Annotated in this window: 15 protein-coding genes; 12 read left to right on the forward strand and 3 right to left on the reverse strand. The window is 68.6% G+C overall.

Annotation, left to right across the window (positions count from 1 at the left end; translation table 11 throughout):
* The first annotated feature begins 86 nt into the window (after window positions 1–86).
* From AB0P21_RS21740 to AB0P21_RS21755, 4 genes are read left to right on the forward strand one after another with little or no spacing between them, the layout of a single operon-like run.
* A complete protein-coding gene (locus tag AB0P21_RS21740; protein ID WP_363698936.1) occupies window positions 87–845 on the forward strand; it encodes an SDR family oxidoreductase in 759 nt (252 codons plus the stop codon).
* Window positions 846–901: 56 nt separating this feature from the next.
* Complete coding sequence (locus AB0P21_RS21745) at window positions 902–1,849, forward strand: ABC transporter ATP-binding protein (RefSeq protein ID WP_363698937.1); 948 nt, start codon at window positions 902–904, stop codon at window positions 1,847–1,849.
* Entirely contained in the window at window positions 1,849–2,631 is a 783-nt protein-coding gene (locus tag AB0P21_RS21750; RefSeq protein WP_363698938.1) for an ABC transporter permease, read from the forward strand. The genes AB0P21_RS21745 and AB0P21_RS21750 overlap by 1 nt, the downstream gene beginning before the upstream one ends.
* Window positions 2,631–3,434 (forward strand): ABC transporter permease, encoded by an 804-nt coding sequence (locus AB0P21_RS21755; protein WP_363698939.1) that lies wholly within the window; start codon window positions 2,631–2,633, stop codon window positions 3,432–3,434. Before AB0P21_RS21750 ends, AB0P21_RS21755 begins: the two co-directional genes overlap by 1 nt.
* A 4-nt stretch (window positions 3,435–3,438) precedes the next feature.
* Here the strand turns inward: AB0P21_RS21755 and AB0P21_RS21760 are convergent, their stop codons facing one another.
* On the reverse strand, window positions 3,439–4,647 hold the full coding sequence (locus AB0P21_RS21760) for an aminoglycoside phosphotransferase family protein (protein ID WP_363698940.1): 1,209 nt from the start codon (window positions 4,645–4,647) through the stop codon (window positions 3,439–3,441).
* A 171-nt stretch (window positions 4,648–4,818) separates the two neighbouring features.
* On the opposite strand from AB0P21_RS21760, the gene AB0P21_RS21765 reads away from it, so the two are divergent.
* From AB0P21_RS21765 to AB0P21_RS21790, 6 genes are all read left to right on the forward strand, one after another.
* Complete coding sequence (locus tag AB0P21_RS21765) at window positions 4,819–5,631, forward strand: hypothetical protein (protein WP_363698941.1); 813 nt, start codon at window positions 4,819–4,821, stop codon at window positions 5,629–5,631.
* A gap of 92 nt (window positions 5,632–5,723) precedes the next feature.
* Window positions 5,724–6,437, forward strand: coding sequence for a hypothetical protein (locus tag AB0P21_RS21770; protein WP_363698942.1), 714 nt, complete (start codon window positions 5,724–5,726; stop codon window positions 6,435–6,437).
* Window positions 6,438–6,464: 27 nt separating this feature from the next.
* Complete coding sequence (gene ilvA, locus AB0P21_RS21775; RefSeq protein WP_363698943.1) at window positions 6,465–7,670, forward strand: threonine ammonia-lyase; 1,206 nt, start codon at window positions 6,465–6,467, stop codon at window positions 7,668–7,670.
* A gap of 10 nt (window positions 7,671–7,680) precedes the next feature.
* Window positions 7,681–9,021, forward strand: coding sequence for an extracellular solute-binding protein (locus AB0P21_RS21780; protein ID WP_363698944.1), 1,341 nt, complete (start codon window positions 7,681–7,683; stop codon window positions 9,019–9,021).
* Window positions 9,018–9,896: a sugar ABC transporter permease gene (locus tag AB0P21_RS21785; protein ID WP_363698945.1), complete on the forward strand. Its 879-nt coding sequence runs from the start codon at window positions 9,018–9,020 to the stop codon at window positions 9,894–9,896. Before AB0P21_RS21780 ends, AB0P21_RS21785 begins: the two co-directional genes overlap by 4 nt.
* Window positions 9,893–10,699 carry a carbohydrate ABC transporter permease gene (locus AB0P21_RS21790; RefSeq protein ID WP_363698946.1) on the forward strand — a complete coding sequence of 269 codons (807 nt, stop codon included), beginning with the start codon at window positions 9,893–9,895 and terminating at the stop codon, window positions 10,697–10,699. The genes AB0P21_RS21785 and AB0P21_RS21790 overlap by 4 nt, the downstream gene beginning before the upstream one ends.
* A gap of 9 nt (window positions 10,700–10,708) precedes the next feature.
* On the opposite strand, the gene AB0P21_RS21795 is transcribed toward AB0P21_RS21790, so the two are convergent.
* Window positions 10,709–11,149, reverse strand: coding sequence for a MarR family transcriptional regulator (locus tag AB0P21_RS21795; protein ID WP_363698947.1), 441 nt, complete (start codon window positions 11,147–11,149; stop codon window positions 10,709–10,711).
* Window positions 11,150–11,237: 88 nt separating this feature from the next.
* On the opposite strand from AB0P21_RS21795, the gene AB0P21_RS21800 reads away from it, so the two are divergent.
* Window positions 11,238–12,743, forward strand: coding sequence for an MFS transporter (locus tag AB0P21_RS21800; RefSeq protein ID WP_363698948.1), 1,506 nt, complete (start codon window positions 11,238–11,240; stop codon window positions 12,741–12,743).
* Window positions 12,744–12,891: 148 nt separating this feature from the next.
* The gene (locus tag AB0P21_RS21805) at window positions 12,892–13,983 is read left to right on the forward strand and encodes a hypothetical protein (RefSeq protein ID WP_363698949.1); all 1,092 of its coding nucleotides are present in this window, start codon (window positions 12,892–12,894) and stop codon (window positions 13,981–13,983) included.
* On the opposite strand, the gene AB0P21_RS21810 is transcribed toward AB0P21_RS21805, so the two are convergent.
* Window positions 13,970–15,211 carry an MFS transporter gene (locus AB0P21_RS21810; protein WP_363698950.1) on the reverse strand — a complete coding sequence of 414 codons (1,242 nt, stop codon included), beginning with the start codon at window positions 15,209–15,211 and terminating at the stop codon, window positions 13,970–13,972. The two genes, AB0P21_RS21805 and AB0P21_RS21810, sit on opposite strands and share 14 nt — an antisense overlap.
* Between the last annotated feature and the right edge of the window lie 123 nt (window positions 15,212–15,334).

A 15,334-nucleotide genomic window follows, 5' to 3' on the forward strand; every position in this document is an offset into this window, starting at 1 on the left:
CCTGCCGTCATCGCGCGGTCACGCAGCGCTCACCGGTGAGAATGGCGGGCATCGGGCGAGAAGGCGACAAGGCGTGGAGGAGCAGCATGCAGCGAGTGGCAGTGGTGACCGGTGGCGGTTCCGGGCTCGGGCGGGAGATGGCTCTGGCGCTCGCGGCAGCCGGGTTCCAGGTCACGGTGACCGGGCGGACCGAGGCGAAGCTCCGCGAGACGGCCGAGGCCGCGGCCGGGGTGGCTGCTGTCGGTGGTGCGGGCGTGGGGGAGGTGCGTACCGCAGTACTGGATGTGGTGGATGGTGCGGCTGTCGCTGCGTTCTTCGGGTCGCTGGAGCGGATCGATCTGCTGGTGAACAACGCGGGGACCGGGGCGCCGGCGGCCGCAGTACAGGAAGTCAGTGAGGAGGATTGGCGGCGGGTTGTCGATACCAATCTGACTGGGTCGTTCCTGTGCGCGCAGGCTGCCTTCGCGTTGATGTTGCGGCAGGAGCCGTCGGGTGGGCGGATCATCAACAACGGGTCGATCTCGGCGCAGGTGCCGCGGCCGCAGTCTGTTGCCTACACGGCGTCGAAGCATGCGGTGAGTGGGTTGACCAAGGCACTGGAGCTCGAGGGGCGGGCGCACGGGATCACTTGCGGGCAGATCGACATCGGCAACGCCGCCACCTCGATGACGGCCAAGATGGGCGCCGGGGTGCTGCAGCCGGACGGGTCGACCGCGGTCGAGCCGACCTTCGACCCGAAGGTGGTGGCCGACTTCGTGGTGCGGATCGCGCAGTTGCCGACGGACGTTGCTGTGCCGCATCTGACCGTGATGGCCGCGGGGATGCCGTACGCCGGTCGCGGCTGATCCGCCGGTCCCAAAACGACAAGAGGTTTGTCGGTGGAGCGGTCTAGGGTCGGAGGGTGGAGGAAACGCGGGAGTCGCTGGTGCGGGCGCGAGGGTTGCGGAAGTCCTACGGGGACTTCGAGGCCGTCGCGGGGATCGACCTGGATGTCTGGAAGGGGGAGGCGTTCGGGTTCCTCGGGCCCAACGGCGCCGGCAAGTCGTCGACGATGCGGATGATCGGCGCGGTCTCGCCGGTCAGCGGCGGCGAGCTGCGGATCCTCGGCCACGACCCGGCCACCGACGGACCGGCGATCAGGGCCCGGCTCGGCGTCTGCCCGCAGGACGACACCCTCGACATGGAGCTGTCCGTCCACGAGAACCTGACCGTCTACGGCCGGTACTTCGGGCTGAGTCGCGCCGAGTGCCGGGAGCGGGCCGACGAGCTGCTCGAGTTCGTCGCGCTGACCGAGAAGGCGAAGGTCAAGGTCGACGACCTGTCGGGTGGCATGAAGCGCCGGCTGACGATCGCGCGGTCGCTGGTGAGCAAGCCCGACCTGCTGCTGCTCGACGAGCCGACCACCGGGCTGGACCCGCAGGCGCGGCACCTGCTCTGGGACAAGCTGTTCCGGCTCAAGCAGGCTGGGGTCACCCTGATCATCACCACGCACTACATGGACGAGGCCGAGCAGCTGTGCGACCGGCTGGTGGTGATGGATGCCGGCACGATCGCGGCCGAGGGGTCACCGGCCGAGCTGATCCGGGACTACTCGACCCGCGAGGTGACCGAGCTGCGGTTCGGGCCCGAGGTGATGAGCGCGGACCACGACGCGCTGGCCGGCAAGGTGGAGGATCTCGCGCAGCGGATCGAAGTACTGCCGGACCGGTTGCTGCTCTACACCGATGACGGGGAGCGCACGGTCGCGGCCGTGCACGAGCGTGGGTTGCAGCCGGCCGCAGTACTGGTTCGGCGGTCGACGTTGGAGGACGTGTTCCTCCGGCTGACCGGGCGGACGCTGGTCGACTGATGACCGTCGTCCTGGAGAACGGCCGCCGCCAGTTCGACTACTGGCTGACGGTCTACAAGCGCACCTGGAAGGGCAGCCTGGTCAGCAGCTTCCTGCTGCCGCTGCTCTACCTGGCCGCGATGGGGATCGGACTCGGTTCGTTCGTCGACGACAACGGGACCGGCGCGCTCGGCGGCGTCAGCTACCTGCAGTTCATCGCGCCGGGGCTGCTCGCCTCGACCGCGTTGCAGATCGCGGTCGGCGAGTCGACGTACCCGGTGATGGGCGGGATCAAGTGGCAGAAGTTCTACTTCTCGATGATCGCCACCCCGCTGCGACCGGCCGACGTGATGTACGGGCAGTTGGTCTTCATCGCCTTCCGGGTCTTCACCACCTGTCTGGTGTTCCTGGCGGTGATCGCGGCGTTCGGTGGTCTCGGCTCGGCCTGGGGTCTGCTGGCGCTGCCGGTCGCGCTGCTCACCGGGATGGCGGCCTCCGCGCCGGTCTGCGCGGTGGCGACCCGGCTGGAGAACGACAGCGGCTTCGCGATGATCTTCCGGTTCGGGGTGGTCCCGGCGTTCCTCTTCTCCGGCGCCTTCTTCCCGGTCTCGCAGCTGCCGAACTGGATCGAGTGGCTCGCCTACCTGAGCCCGTTGTGGCACGGCGTCGAGCTGTCGCGTGACCTCAGCCTCGGCACCGTCGAGCTGCTGCCGGCCGTCGGCAACCTGGCCTATCTGACGGCGTGGTTCGCCGTCGGCACCTGGCTCGCGGTCCGCGGCCTGACCCGGAGGTTGATCAGCTGATGGCCACCCTGACCGCCCGCGTGCTCCCGGTGCCGATCCGGCCCGGCAACGGCCGCACCCTGGTCGAGCGCAACTTCCTGGTCTACCGCCGGTCCTGGATCGTCTTCGTCTCCGGCTTCTTCGAGCCGGTCTTCTACCTGCTCTCGATCGGCATCGGGGTCGCCCAGCTGGTCGGCGACTTCACCCTGTCCGACGGCAGCACGATCGGGTACGCCGCGTTCGTCGCGCCCGCGATGCTGGCCAGCTCGGCGATGAACGGCGCGATCTTCGACTCGACGTACAACATCTTCTTCCGGATGAAGTACGCCAAGCTCTACGACTCGATGCTGGCCACCCCGCTGCGGCCCTGGGACGTGGCGACCGGCGAGGTGACCTGGGCGTTGCTGCGGGGCGCCTGCTACTCGGCGATGTTCATCCTGGTGATGCTCGTGCTGGGACTGGTCGACTCCTGGTGGGCGCTGCTCGCGCTGCCGGCGGCGGTGCTGATCGGCTACGCGTTCGCCGGTGCGGGGATGGCGCTGACCACCTTCATGCGCAGCTGGCAGGACTTCGAGTTCGTCTCGCTGGCGACGATGCCGATGTTCCTGTTCTCGGCCACCTTCTACCCGATCGAGACCTACCCGGGCTACATCCGCTGGCTGGTCGAGATCACCCCGCTCTACCAGGGCGTCGCGCTGGAGCGCGCCCTCACCACCGGTCACGTCAGCTGGACGTTGCTGATCAACGCGGTGTACCTGGTGGCGATGGGCACGGCCGGCATGTACGTCGCCTCCCGCCGACTCGGCAAGCTCCTGCTCAAGTAGGGCCTCAAGTAGAGATGAGTCCGCGGAGCCACCAGACGGCGCCGCGGACCATCGCATCGGCGCTCGGCCCGGTCAGGTGATCGGGCAGGTAGAGCGACGTCATCAGCTGGTGCAGCAGGCCGACCTTCTGTGCGAGCTCCAGTGCCCGGCGCAGGTCGGCCGGCGAGGCGTAGTCCTCCCACTCGGCGAGGTAGGCGTCGGTCACCCGCGGATCGGTGGACAACGGCGACCGCTTCTCGATGAAGGTGACCAGGTCGAGAAAGGGATGCGACACCGCCGCGTCGGTCCAGTCGAAGGCCAGCACCTGACCGTCCCGGACCGCGAGATTGCGCGGATGCAGATCGCCGTGCAGCAAAGTCTCAGGTACGCCGATCGCGGTCAGCTCGATGATTGCCTCACGCAACTGTTTTGCCCGGCGCGACAGCTTCCTCCGCTCGCTCGGCTCCAGCCGATCGGTCGCCGGATTGGGCCCGAGCAGCTGGTCGATGGCGTCGTCCAGCACCGCGAGCCGCCGATCGACGCAGCTGAGCGAGAACAGCTGCTCCGTCTGCCCCACGAAGCCACGCTGCAGCCGGGCATGACCACGCAACGCCTCGGTCCAGACCGAGATGTCGGACTCCTGCGCCAGCAACCGGCCGAGATCGGGCAGCAGCATCCAGGCGCGCTGCTCGTCGATCGCGATCGGTACGGGAACCTCACCCGGCCGGGCCTCCGACAGGCGCTGCAACAACAGCGGCTCGTGCGCGAAGAGCAGCGGCAAGGCGTCGGCGCGGACCGGCCGGATCGTGCTCGAATGCGCGAGCGCCTTGAAGTACACGTCTCCCGTGGCGGTCGGACAGCGCAGTACGTTCGACAGTCCCCACGACCGCACCTGCTCCGGTACTCCGGTCCGCGGGGTGCCCGCCGTCCCGAGCTGCTCATCGATCCACGGCAGCGCCTCGGCGTACCAGCCCGGTCTGGTCCAGGCCGGGGTCACCGGGGAGCCGACCGGCCGGGCGAGCTGCGCCCGGGCGAGTCCGACCAGGGGATGGTCGAAGGACGAGACCCACCGAGCATCGGCAGGAACCGAGCCGACGGCGACCATCAGGTAGGACACCTCGCCGGGGCGGTAGTCGAGGCAGCTCAGCACGCACGCCTCGATCCCCAGTTGCTCTCGCAACGCGCGCACCGGGACCTCGACATCGGGGAACCAGAAGTCGTCCGCGACCGACATCCGGGGAAGCCCAGAAGGCAACACCAGAAGGGTTTCATCGTCCGGACAAACCAGCACGGCCGTGACTCTCACAGCACCTCCCGTCACTCCCCGCAGCGTAGAGGATGAACGTTGGGTAGCCCACTGGTTTCGATGCTGTCATTGGCCCATCCGGTCTATACCTTGGTCCCCGTGCCTGTGTTCGCCGCCTTCAAAGCCCTTGCCACTCGCAATCAACGCCCACTGGAAGTCATCGACACCACCCCTCGCAAGCGCCGGATGCCGGCCGGCCACCGGCAGTGGATCGAGGACTCGATGGGCTGGCTGCTCGAGGAGTTCGGTCCCGACCTCCTGAACCAGCCGATCCTGCAGCCGGCCGACCTGATCCCGGCCGGCTACGACGGCAGCGCCGACGCCGCCCGGGCGCTGTTCGCCCAGGTCTGTGCCCGGATGGCCGTCGACGCCGAGACCATCGACCTGCGGTTCGACCTGAACGAGCTCAGCGAGCAACTCCCTGCCGACCTGCTCGAGCAGGGGCCGACCGACCAGCACCTGCACGAGCTGGTCCAAGGTCAGTTCGGGCTCTGGCGCCGGAGCGCCGACCGCAACCTGATCCGGGTCTCCGCGAGCCTGCTCGAACAACCCGAGGTGCTCGTCGCGGTCCTCGCACACGAGGTCGGCCACGAGGTGCTGCTCGGCTCGGGCCGGCTGGCCACCTACCGGATCGACCAGGAAGCCCTGATCGACCTCTTCGCGGTCTACGCCGGCTTCGGCATCTTCATGGCCAACGCCGCCCACCACTCCATCCCGGACGGCGACGAGGGTCGCCGGGTCGCGCGCTTCTACCTGCGCGAGCACGCCCTGTCCGACTCCCTCGCGTACTACGCGCTGCTGCGCAGCGAGCGGGCGTTGCCGGCCTGGCAGCAGCAGCTCGACTGGTCGGTGCGGATCCGGACCATCTCGCGGCTGCACAAACTCAAGGAAGCGGCCCAAGCCAGTAACTGAACGGTCACCAGCTGCAACCGATCGGCCGCCGGGTGCGTCCGACCAGCATGTTCAGAGCTCTCAGGGCGCGTCTCAAAGGCCAGATGGCCTTGGTGGAGCAACTGAAAGCACCGCTGGAGGAGCTGCCCGGCGGCCAGGACCAGTGGATCCAGGACTCGATGGACTGGTTCATCGAACAGTTCGGCCGCGAGGTGCTGACCCGTCCGATCGCGTTGCCGTCGACCTTCGTACCGGCTGGGTACGACGGGTCGGAGGCTGCGGCGCGCTCGCTGTTCGAGCAGGTTCGCGCGTGGATGGGCGTACCGGAGTGCGGGCTGGGGGTGCGGTTCGATCTGGACGAGACCGCGCCCAAGCACACGATGGCCGGCGCGATCAGGCTGCGGTTCGGGCTGTGGGTGCCTGGCCAGGGTGGGAACACCGTCCACTGCAGCGCGCGGCTGCTCGGCGAGCCGACGGTGCTGGTCGCGAACTTCGCGCACGAGATCGGCCACGAGCTGCTGATCGGCGCCGGCCGGATCAGCAGCAGCCGGCCCGACCAGGAGTCGCTGACCGATCTGCTCGCGGTCTTCCAGGGCTTCGGAATCTTCATCGCCAACGCGTCCTTCGGCACGGTGCCCGGCGGTGAGCGCGCCGCCCGGATGGGGATGTTCTACCTGCGCGAACGCGCGCTGACCGATGCCCTCGCGTACTACGCCCACCTGCGCGGCACCGGCCCGGTCCCGCCCTGGGAGGACGAGCTCGACTGGCCGGTTCGGGTCGGCCTGGGCGCACGGCTGCAGAAGCTCCAGGAAATGAACTCTCCCTGAGGCTCGCCCGCCTTTAGTGTGGACAAGGTGAGCATCACTGCGGCTGAGATTGCCCGGGCAGCGGATCTGCTGCACGACGTGGTCGCGCCGACCCCGCTGGAGTACTCGCGGTGGTTGAGCGATCTCGTCGGCGGCGACGTGTTCCTCAAGTGCGAGAACCTGCAGCGGACCGGGTCGTTCAAGCTACGCGGCGCCTACGTCCGGATGGCGCGGCTGACCAAGAAGGAACGCGCGCTCGGCGTGGTCGCGGCCAGCGCCGGCAACCACGCGCAAGGAGTCGCGCTCGCGGCGCAGCTGCTCGGGATCAAGGCGACCGTGTTCATGCCGCACGGCGCGCCGATCCCGAAGGAGAAGGCGACCCGCGCGTACGGCGCGGAGATCCGGTTCGTCGGCACCTCGATCGACGACTGCCTGACGGCGGCTCGCGCGTTCGAGGCGGAGACCGGCGCGATCCTGATCCACCCGTTCGACCACCGTGACATCGTCGCCGGGCAGGCGACCACCGGGCTGGAGATCGTCGAGCAGTGCCCGCAGGTCCGGACTGTCGTCGTACCGGTCGGGGGTGGCGGCCTGATCGCCGGGATCGCGCTCGCGATGCAGCGCGACATGATGCCGATCGAGGTGGTCGGCGTCCAGGCGAAGGGCGCAGCGGCGTACCCGGCCTCGCTGGACGCGGGCGAGCCGGTGCAGCTGGGCCGGATGGCGACGATGGCCGACGGGATCGCGGTCGGGTTGCCGGGCCAGGTCCCGTTCGCGGCGATCCAGCAGCATGTCAGCGAGGTCCGCGCGGTGGACGAGAACTCGTTGTCGAAGGCACTGTTGCTGATCCTCGAACGGGCCAAGTTGGTGGTCGAACCGGCCGGCGCGGCGGCTGTTGCCGCAGTACTGGACGAGCCGAAGCGGTTCAAGGCGCCGGTCGTCGTGGTCCTGTCGGGTGGCAACATCGACCCGCTGCTGCTGATGCGGGTGATCCGGCACGGTATGGCGGCAGCAGGCCGGTACCTGTCGCTGCGGGTCCGCATCCCCGACACCCCAGGTGGGCTGGCGACCTTGCTGGCCCGGCTCGCCGAGGTGGACGCCAACATCATCGAGGTACTGCACGAACGCATCTCGGAAACGCTCAATCTCGACGAGGTCGAGGTCGCGCTGCAGCTCGAGACCCGGGGTGAGGACCACCGCGAACGGGTATTGGCGGGTCTGAGCACCCATGGGTACACGTACATCTTGAACTGAGGAGTCTCCCGTGAAGGTCGTCGCTTTAGCAGCCACCGCAGCTTTGTTGCTCACGGCAGCCTGTACGCCGGGCTCCGACACCCCGGGTGGCGGCGCGAGCGCGCCGAGCTCGGTGAAGACCGACGCGGCCGCCCTCGGCGACGTCTCGCTGACCGTCTGGGACCAGGAGGTGCGTGGCGGACAGGCGGCGCAGATGGCCGAGCTGAACAAGCAGTTCCAGGCGAAGTACCCGAACATCAAGCTCAAGCGGGTCTCCCGGTCCTTCGACGACCTGAAGACGACGTTGCGGCTGGCGCTGTCCGGCAACGACGCGCCGGACATCGTCCAGGCGAACAACGGGCGCTCGGACATGGGTGAGTTCGTCAAGGCCGGGCAGTTGGTGCCGCTGGACAAGTGGGCCGAGGCCTACAACTGGAAGAGCCGGTACCCGGCGTCGGTGCTGCAGTACTCGCGGTACTCCGCGGACGGCAAGACCTTCGGCGAGGGCGATCTGTACGGCATGCCGCAGGTCGGCGAGGTCGTCGGCATCTACTACAACAAGACCAAGCTCAGCGCGCTCGGGCTGGAGCCGCCGAAGACCTGGGCGGACTTCGAGAACGCGCTCGGCAAGGCCAAGGCGGCGGGGGAGTTGCCGATGCAGTTCGGCAACCTCGACAAGTGGCCGGCCATCCACGTCTTCGGCACGGTGCAGGACAAGAACGTCCCGGCCCAGCAGATCACCACCCTCGCCTTCGGGCGGCCGGGGGCTTCGTGGAAGACGACGGAGAACACGAAGGCCGCCGAGACGTTGGTGTCGTGGGTGGACAAGGGCTACTTCAACCAGGGCTTCAACGGGCAGGGCTACGACCCGGCCTGGCAGGACTTCGGGAAGGGCAAGGGCGTCTTCCTGATCGCCGGCACCTGGTTGCAGGCCGATCTGCAGAAGGCGCTCGGCGACAAGGTCGGCTTCATGCTGCCGCCAGGTGCCTCCGCGGACGAGAAGCCGGTGGTGACCGGTGGCACCGGGCTGCCGTTCGCCGTCACCAACAAGGCGAAGAACCCGGACGCGGCCGCGGCGTACCTCAACTTCATCACCAGCGCCGACGCGATGAAGGTGCTGACCGGCACCGGAAACCTGCCGATCGCCGACACCTCCGCGCAGCAGGCGCCGGCCGGGCTTGCGGCCGACATCTTCGGCGCCTTCGGTACCGCGGTCGGCAAGGAGGGCCTGGTCCCGTACCTCGACTACGCGACGCCGACCATGTATGACACGCTCGGCGCCGCGCTGCAGGACCTGCTGGCCAAGAAGGCGACACCGCAGCAGTTCATCGACAAGCTCGAGGCCGACTACAGCAAGTTCGCCGGCAAGTGAGCTCACCTCCTGGCGAGCCGCGCAAGATCGGCTACCTCTACATCCTGCCGGCGCTGCTCGTCTACGGAGCCTTCCTGCTCTATCCGCTCGGCCGGGCCGTGCACCTGTCGCTGTTCGAGTGGGACGGCATCACGCTCGGGAAGTTCGTTGGCCTGAGCAACTATGCGGATGTCGTGGCTGACGCCGGGTTGCGGGCGGCCTTCGGGCATGCGCTGGTGCTGATCGTCTTCTACTCGGTGCTGCCGGTGGTGATCGGGCTGGGGCTGGCGTCGGTACTGCAGCGGGCGCGGGTGCGTGGGTTGGGGTTCTTCCGGACGGTGGTGTTCCTGCCGCAGGTGGTCGCGATGGTGGTCGTCGCTGTTTCGTGGCGACAGATCTATGCGCCGGACGGGCCGTTGAACGGCGTACTGCGTGCTGTCGGGCTCGACTCGCTGGCTCGGGCGTGGTTGGGGGACTACACGTTCGCCTTGCCAGCGGTCGGGGTGATCGGGACGTGGTTCGAGACCGGGCTGGTGACCGTGTTGCTGCTGGCGGGGATGGCGCGGATTCCGCGGGAGCGGTACGAGGCCGCGCGGCTGGACGGCGCTGGTGCTGTTGCCGAGTTCTTCGCGGTGGTGCTGCCGGCGGTCCGGGGTGAGATCGCGGTCGCGGTGACGTTGACGGTGATCGCGGCGTTGCGGACCTTCGACCTGGTCTACGTGACGACGAGTGGGGGACCGGGTACGTCGACCAGCGTTCCGTCGTACGAGGTGTACCACCGGGCCTTCGAGCTCGGGCAGGTCGGCTCGGCGGCGGCGATCGGGGTGTGCCTGACGGTGCTGATCTTCGTCATCACGCTGGGCGTCAACCGGCTGGCGGACCGGAGTACGGCGTGAGGGCGCCGCTGGCCGAGCGGATCGGCCACTATCTGCTGCTGACCGTCTTCGGGTTGTTCGCGCTCGGGCCGATCGTGACGATCCTGGTCTCGGCGCTCGGACCGGACGACGGCGGCAGCGGATCGAGCGGCCTCGGAAACTTCAGCAAGGCCTGGGAGATCGGGCACTTCGGCGGCTACCTGCGGACCAGTGTGCTGGTCTCGGTCTCCGTCGTGGTGGTCAGCGTGCTGCTGTCGATCCTGAGCGGCTACGCGTTCGGCACGATGCGGTTCCGCGGCGCCGGGGTGCTGTTCTACCTGTTCCTGCTCGGGATCATGATGCCGACCGAGGCGATCATCGTCCCGCTGTACTTCGACCTGCGCACCCTCGGGCTGACCGACACGTTCTGGGCGATCGCGCTGCCGCAGGTCGCCCAATCTGTTGCCTTTGGCACCTTTTGGATGCGGGCCTACTTCCGGTCGTCCAGCCGGGCGCTGGTGGAGGCGGCGCGGCTCGACGGGGCCGGGCACTGGCGGACGTTGTGGGCGGTGCTCGTGCCGCCCGCCCGGCCGGCGCTGGTGACGCTGATCGTGCTGGTCTTCATGTGGACGTGGAACGAGTTCCTGATCCCGCTGGTGATGGCGACCAGCGAGTCGTTGCGGACGGCGCCGTTGGGATTGGCGTTCTTCTCCGGGCAGTACACGTCCGGGTACACGTTGCTCGCGGCCGGCGCCGTGATCGTGGGGATGCCGGTGGTGCTGGTCTACGCGTTCCTGCAGCGCCACTTCATCGCGGGGATGCTGGAGGGCGCAGTACGGGAGTAGATGGAGGGCCTACGGCTCGCAGGTCTTGAGCAGGGGAGCGTGCAGGCGCTCGGCGAGCACGCGGCGCTGGGTCGGCGCGGCCTCGGTCTGCTTGCTGAGGCCCTCGTCGGTGAGCCGGACGTTGATCGCGCGCCGGTCCTCGGTGCACATGTGCCGCTCGACCAGGCCGGCGGTCTCCAGCCGGCCGATCACGCGGGAGAGCGCGCTCTGACTCAGGTGGACCGACTTGGCGATCGTCTGGACCTTCGCGGACTGCTCGGGGAGCTCGGCGAGGCGCTCGAGGACCTCGTACTCGCTCATGCCGAGGCCGTGCTGCTGCAGCTCGCGATCGAGGGCGCAGCTCAGGTCGGCGTGACGAGCCAGCAGCTCGCGCCAGGCGCGGACATCGGCACTGATCTCACCAGCAGCACCGATTTCACCGAGGTCGGCGCTGACCTTCGTCTCGGTCATGAGCGCGACGTTATCATGCATGCGCATTCAATGCAAACGCAATTAATGCCTAGACATTAGATGCAAGTGCATGCAAAGCTCTCTCCTCGTGACACACACACCAACGCACACCACCACCGCACCGGCCGGCCTGACCTGGGACGCGCGCCTCTGGGGCGCCCTCCTCGTGGTCTGCGGCGTGATCTTCCTCGACGGCCTGGACGTCTCCATGGTCGGCATGTCGCTGCCGTCCATCGGCGCCGACCTCGGCGTCTCGCTGTCCTCGCTGCAGTGGGTCGTCACCGGATACGTCCTCGGCTACGGCGGCTTCCTGCTGCTCGGCGGCCGCGCGGCCGACCTGCTCGGCCGCCGCCGCGTCTTCCTGATCGCGCTGGCCGCCTTCGCCGTGGTCTCGATGCTGAGCTCCCTGGCCACCAACCCCGAACTGCTCATCGCCGCGCGGTTCGTGAAGGGCATCGCCGCCGCGTTCACCGCGCCGGCCGCGCTCTCGATCATCACCACCACCTTCCACGAGGGGCCGGATCGCAACCGCGCCCTGAGCATCTTCACCACCTGCGCCGCCAGCGGCTTCTCGATGGGCCTGATCCTCGGCGGCCTGCTGACCGAGGTCGGCTGGCGCTGGACCTTCCTGATGCCCGGCCCGGTCGCGCTGATCGTGCTGCTGTTCGCGATCAAGCTGATCCCGAACAGCCCGCGCGACGAGACCGCCGGCGGGTACGACGTACCGGGTGCCGTCACGGTCACGGCCGGCATGTTGTCGCTGGTCTTCGCCGTCGTCGGCGCCGAAGGGGCCGGCTGGGCGTCGCTGCGGACGATCGGGCTGTTCGTGCTCGCCGCCGTCCTGCTGGCGTCGTTCGTCGCGATCGAACTCAAGACCAGGCACCCGCTGGTCCGGCTCGGCATCTTCCGCCAGGCCAACCTGCGGCGCGCGAACCTCGGCATCATGACGGTCTTCGGCGCGTACGTCGCCTTCCAGTTCATCGGCACGCTCTACCTGCAGAACCTGCTCGGCTGGTCGTCCTTCGAGACCGCGCTCGGCTTCCTGCCGGCCGGCCTGCTGGTCGCCTTCCTGTCGCCGAACGCCGGCAAGGTGGCCGACCGGATCGGCACCGAGCGGATGTTCGCGATCGGGATGGCGCTGTTCGTGGCCGGCTACGCGCTGTTCCTGCGGATCGGGCCGACCTCGGACTACGTCGGCACCATCCTGCCGACCATCGTGCTGATCGGTCTCGGCTTCGCGATCACCTTCCCGGCGCTGAACATGCAGGCCACCAACGGGGTCGACGACAACGAGCAGGGGCTCGCGTCGGGGCTGTTCAACACCTCCAGCCAGGTCGGCGGCGCGATCGTGCTGGCCGTCACCACCGCGGTGATCGGCAGCCAGTCGCACGGCGTCACGGCGCCGAGCGGGATGTTGTCGGCGTACAAGCCGGCGCTGGTGGTCGTCACCGGGATCACCATCCTCGGGTTGCTGATCGGGTTGTCCGGGCTGCGTGGTCTTGGTGCCCGGCGGGCGGCCGAGGCGCGTGAGCTGGCCGAGCTCGAGGCGGTGCAGAAAGAACTGGCGGCGGAGGAGATGACTCCGGTCGCCTGAACCACATATGAAAGGTGCGGGTCACGGGCTACTCCGCCGTGACCCGCACTGTTTTTTGGGGCGGGTTTGGGGTCGCTCAGGGGTCGGGCGGGGGAGTTCGGGGCGATCCCCGATTGGTTTCGACCCGTCCGGGTGCTGGACTGGGGGCATGAGCGATCAGAGCAAGCAGAGCGACTACGACCGTCAGGTCAAAACCATCCTCGACCGAGTCGCCGCCGGCCACCTGTCCGCCGCCGAAGCCGCGACGCTGATCGCTGCCCTTCCCAGCAGCTCGGAAGCGCCCGCTGAGCCTGCTGATTCGGCGCCCTCAGCGTCTGTTTGGGCGGATGCTGTCGATTCCCCGAGCCCGGGTGCTTGGCCGGGCACCAGTTCCGGTGAAACTGCTGGTACTGCGCCGGCGGCGAAGCATGCTGCGAGCAACGGTGAAGGCAGTGTGGTGGACGATGCTGCCGTCGTACCGGAGGCGGTTGCTGCTCCTGAGCCGACGCTTGCTCCTGCGCCTGAGCCGCCGCTCGCTCCTGAGCCGCCTGCACCTGCTCCTCAGTCGACGCCGGCGCCTGCTGCTGAGCCGGTGCTCGAGCAGGAGACGCTGCACAGCGACCTCGTGGTGCCTTCCGGGGTACGCCGGGTGACCATCCGCGCGATCGGCCGCCGCGTGCGCCTGGTCGGCGAGCCTGCCGTCACCGGTGTCGCCGTGGACGGCCCGCACGTGATCAAGCGGGACGGCGACACCCTCGCGATCAACAGCGAAGGCGACATGGGCGTCTCGATCGACGGCCTCAACCTGCTGCGCAACCCGACCGACCTGAAGTCGCACGTCAACGGTCTCGCGAAGGAGTTGTGGATCCGGGTCAACCCGATGCTCCAGGTGGAGATCGAGGTGACCGGTGGCAGCGTCACCGCCGAGCGCCTTCCCGGGCTGTCGAGGGTCCGCGTCACCGCCGGTACTGCGAAGGTCACCGACGTCGACGGCCCGATCGACGTGCTCGTCCAGGCCGGTACGGCGACGCTCGACGCCCAGATCACCAAGGGGCGGTCGCGGGTCAGGGTCGAGTCCGGGTCTGCCAACGTCACGCTGCGCCGCGGCTCCGACGTACGGGTGCACACCGAGGCACAGCTCGGGCGCGTCTCCTGGACCGGCGCGGTCTCCGGCCAGTCCAAGGATGTGGAGATCGGCCGCGGTCGCGCCGCCCTCGACGTCGAGGTGCTGGTGGGAAGCGCGCAAATCACTTCTGACTGACCTCTGGAATTGTCTGGAGGGTTCTGAGCGGGGAGAAGAAGAGCCAGGCGGTGCCGAGCAGGGTGGCGAAGCCGGCTAGCAGGAGAGTGGGGCGGAGGCCGATCGCGGTGGCGGTCAGGCCTCCGAGCAGGCTGCCAATGGGCGCCGCGCCCCAGCTGACGAAGCTCATCGTGGCGCTCACCCGGCCTTGCAGGTCGGGTGGGCAGAGGCGTTGGCGGGTGCTGATCGCCACGATGTAGCTGACGATGATGCAGATCGCGGCCAGCAGCGTCGATCCGACGTACCAGGCGAGTCCCCAACCAGGCGTGGTCAGCCCTTGCAGGGTGAAGGCCACCCCGATCCCCACCGACGCGAGCAGGAGCGCTCGCGCGTCACCCAGCCAGCTGCTCAGCCGCTCGGTGAACCACGAGGCCGCCGGCGCGCCCAGCAACCCGATCATGCTGAGCAGGCCGATCGTGCTGGGCGACAGATGGATCTCCCGGACCAGGAACACGATCATCACCGCCGAACCGGCCGCCTGGAAGAGCATCGTCGTGGTCTGGTTCAGCGCGATCGGCCGCAGCAGGGGATGGCGGAACACGTAGCGCAGGCCCTCGCCGATCTCCCGGCGCAGGTTCGGCCGGTCCGCCGGCGCCGGACGCGGTTCCGGCGTACGGATCGAGCGGAGCCACAACGCCGACCAGAGGAACCCGACCGCGTTGAGCCCGAGAGTGACGGCCGCGCTCAACCACTGGACCAGGAAGCCGCCCGCACCCGCTCCGACGACGGCCGCCACCGAGTGGTTGGCAGCCAGCTTGGCGTTGCCCGGGAGGAGCTGCTCCGTGGCAAGCAGCCGTGGCGGGTAGGAGCTATGGGCTACGTCGAACAGCACGGTCAGGACTCCAGCAGCCGCCAGTACGACGTACAGCTGCGTGAGAGTCAGTACTCCGAACCAGGCGGCCACCGGGATCGAGCCGAACAGCACAGCCCTGCCCACGTCGGCCGCGATCAGCACCGGGAGGCAGCGCACCCGGTCGACCCAGGCACCGGCGAACAGTCCGAGCAGTAGCCAGGCAGCCGTCTCGCAGGTGCGCAGGAGGGAGACCTGCAGCGTGGAGGCGTTCAGGGTGAGGACGGCGAGCAGGGGAGCGGCCATCATGCCGAGGCGGCTGCCGAGCTGGCTCAGCAGGTCCGCGATCCAGAGGCGGCGGAAGTCGGGGTGGCTGAGGATGCCGGGACCGGTCGTCATGCAGCAGACCGTAGAACGCAGACTTGAGCCTTGTCGACTCAATGTCAAGAAAGTTGAGCGTCCTTGGCTCAACTCAGAAAGCCGGTTTAACCGCTCGAAATCTGTCGGCGGGGTCCGCCAGGA

Source organism: Kribbella sp. NPDC056861, assembly GCF_040687575.1.
Classification (GTDB): Bacteria; Actinomycetota; Actinomycetes; order Propionibacteriales; family Kribbellaceae; genus Kribbella.

Excerpts from the sequence above, each read along its gene's own strand:
- AB0P21_RS21740 (WP_363698936.1), top strand. The coding sequence starts at position 87 with ATGCAGCGAGTGGCAGTGGTGACCGGTGGCGGTTCCGGGCTCGGGCGG.
- AB0P21_RS21750 (WP_363698938.1), top strand. The coding sequence starts at position 1,849 with ATGACCGTCGTCCTGGAGAACGGCCGCCGCCAGTTCGACTACTGGCTG.
- AB0P21_RS21755 (WP_363698939.1), top strand. The coding sequence starts at position 2,631 with ATGGCCACCCTGACCGCCCGCGTGCTCCCGGTGCCGATCCGGCCCGGC.
- AB0P21_RS21760 (WP_363698940.1), bottom strand. The coding sequence starts at position 4,647 with ATGTCGGTCGCGGACGACTTCTGGTTCCCCGATGTCGAGGTCCCGGTG.
- AB0P21_RS21795 (WP_363698947.1), bottom strand. The coding sequence starts at position 11,149 with ATGACCGAGACGAAGGTCAGCGCCGACCTCGGTGAAATCGGTGCTGCT.
- AB0P21_RS21805 (WP_363698949.1), top strand. The coding sequence starts at position 12,892 with ATGAGCGATCAGAGCAAGCAGAGCGACTACGACCGTCAGGTCAAAACC.
- AB0P21_RS21810 (WP_363698950.1), bottom strand. The coding sequence starts at position 15,211 with ATGACGACCGGTCCCGGCATCCTCAGCCACCCCGACTTCCGCCGCCTC.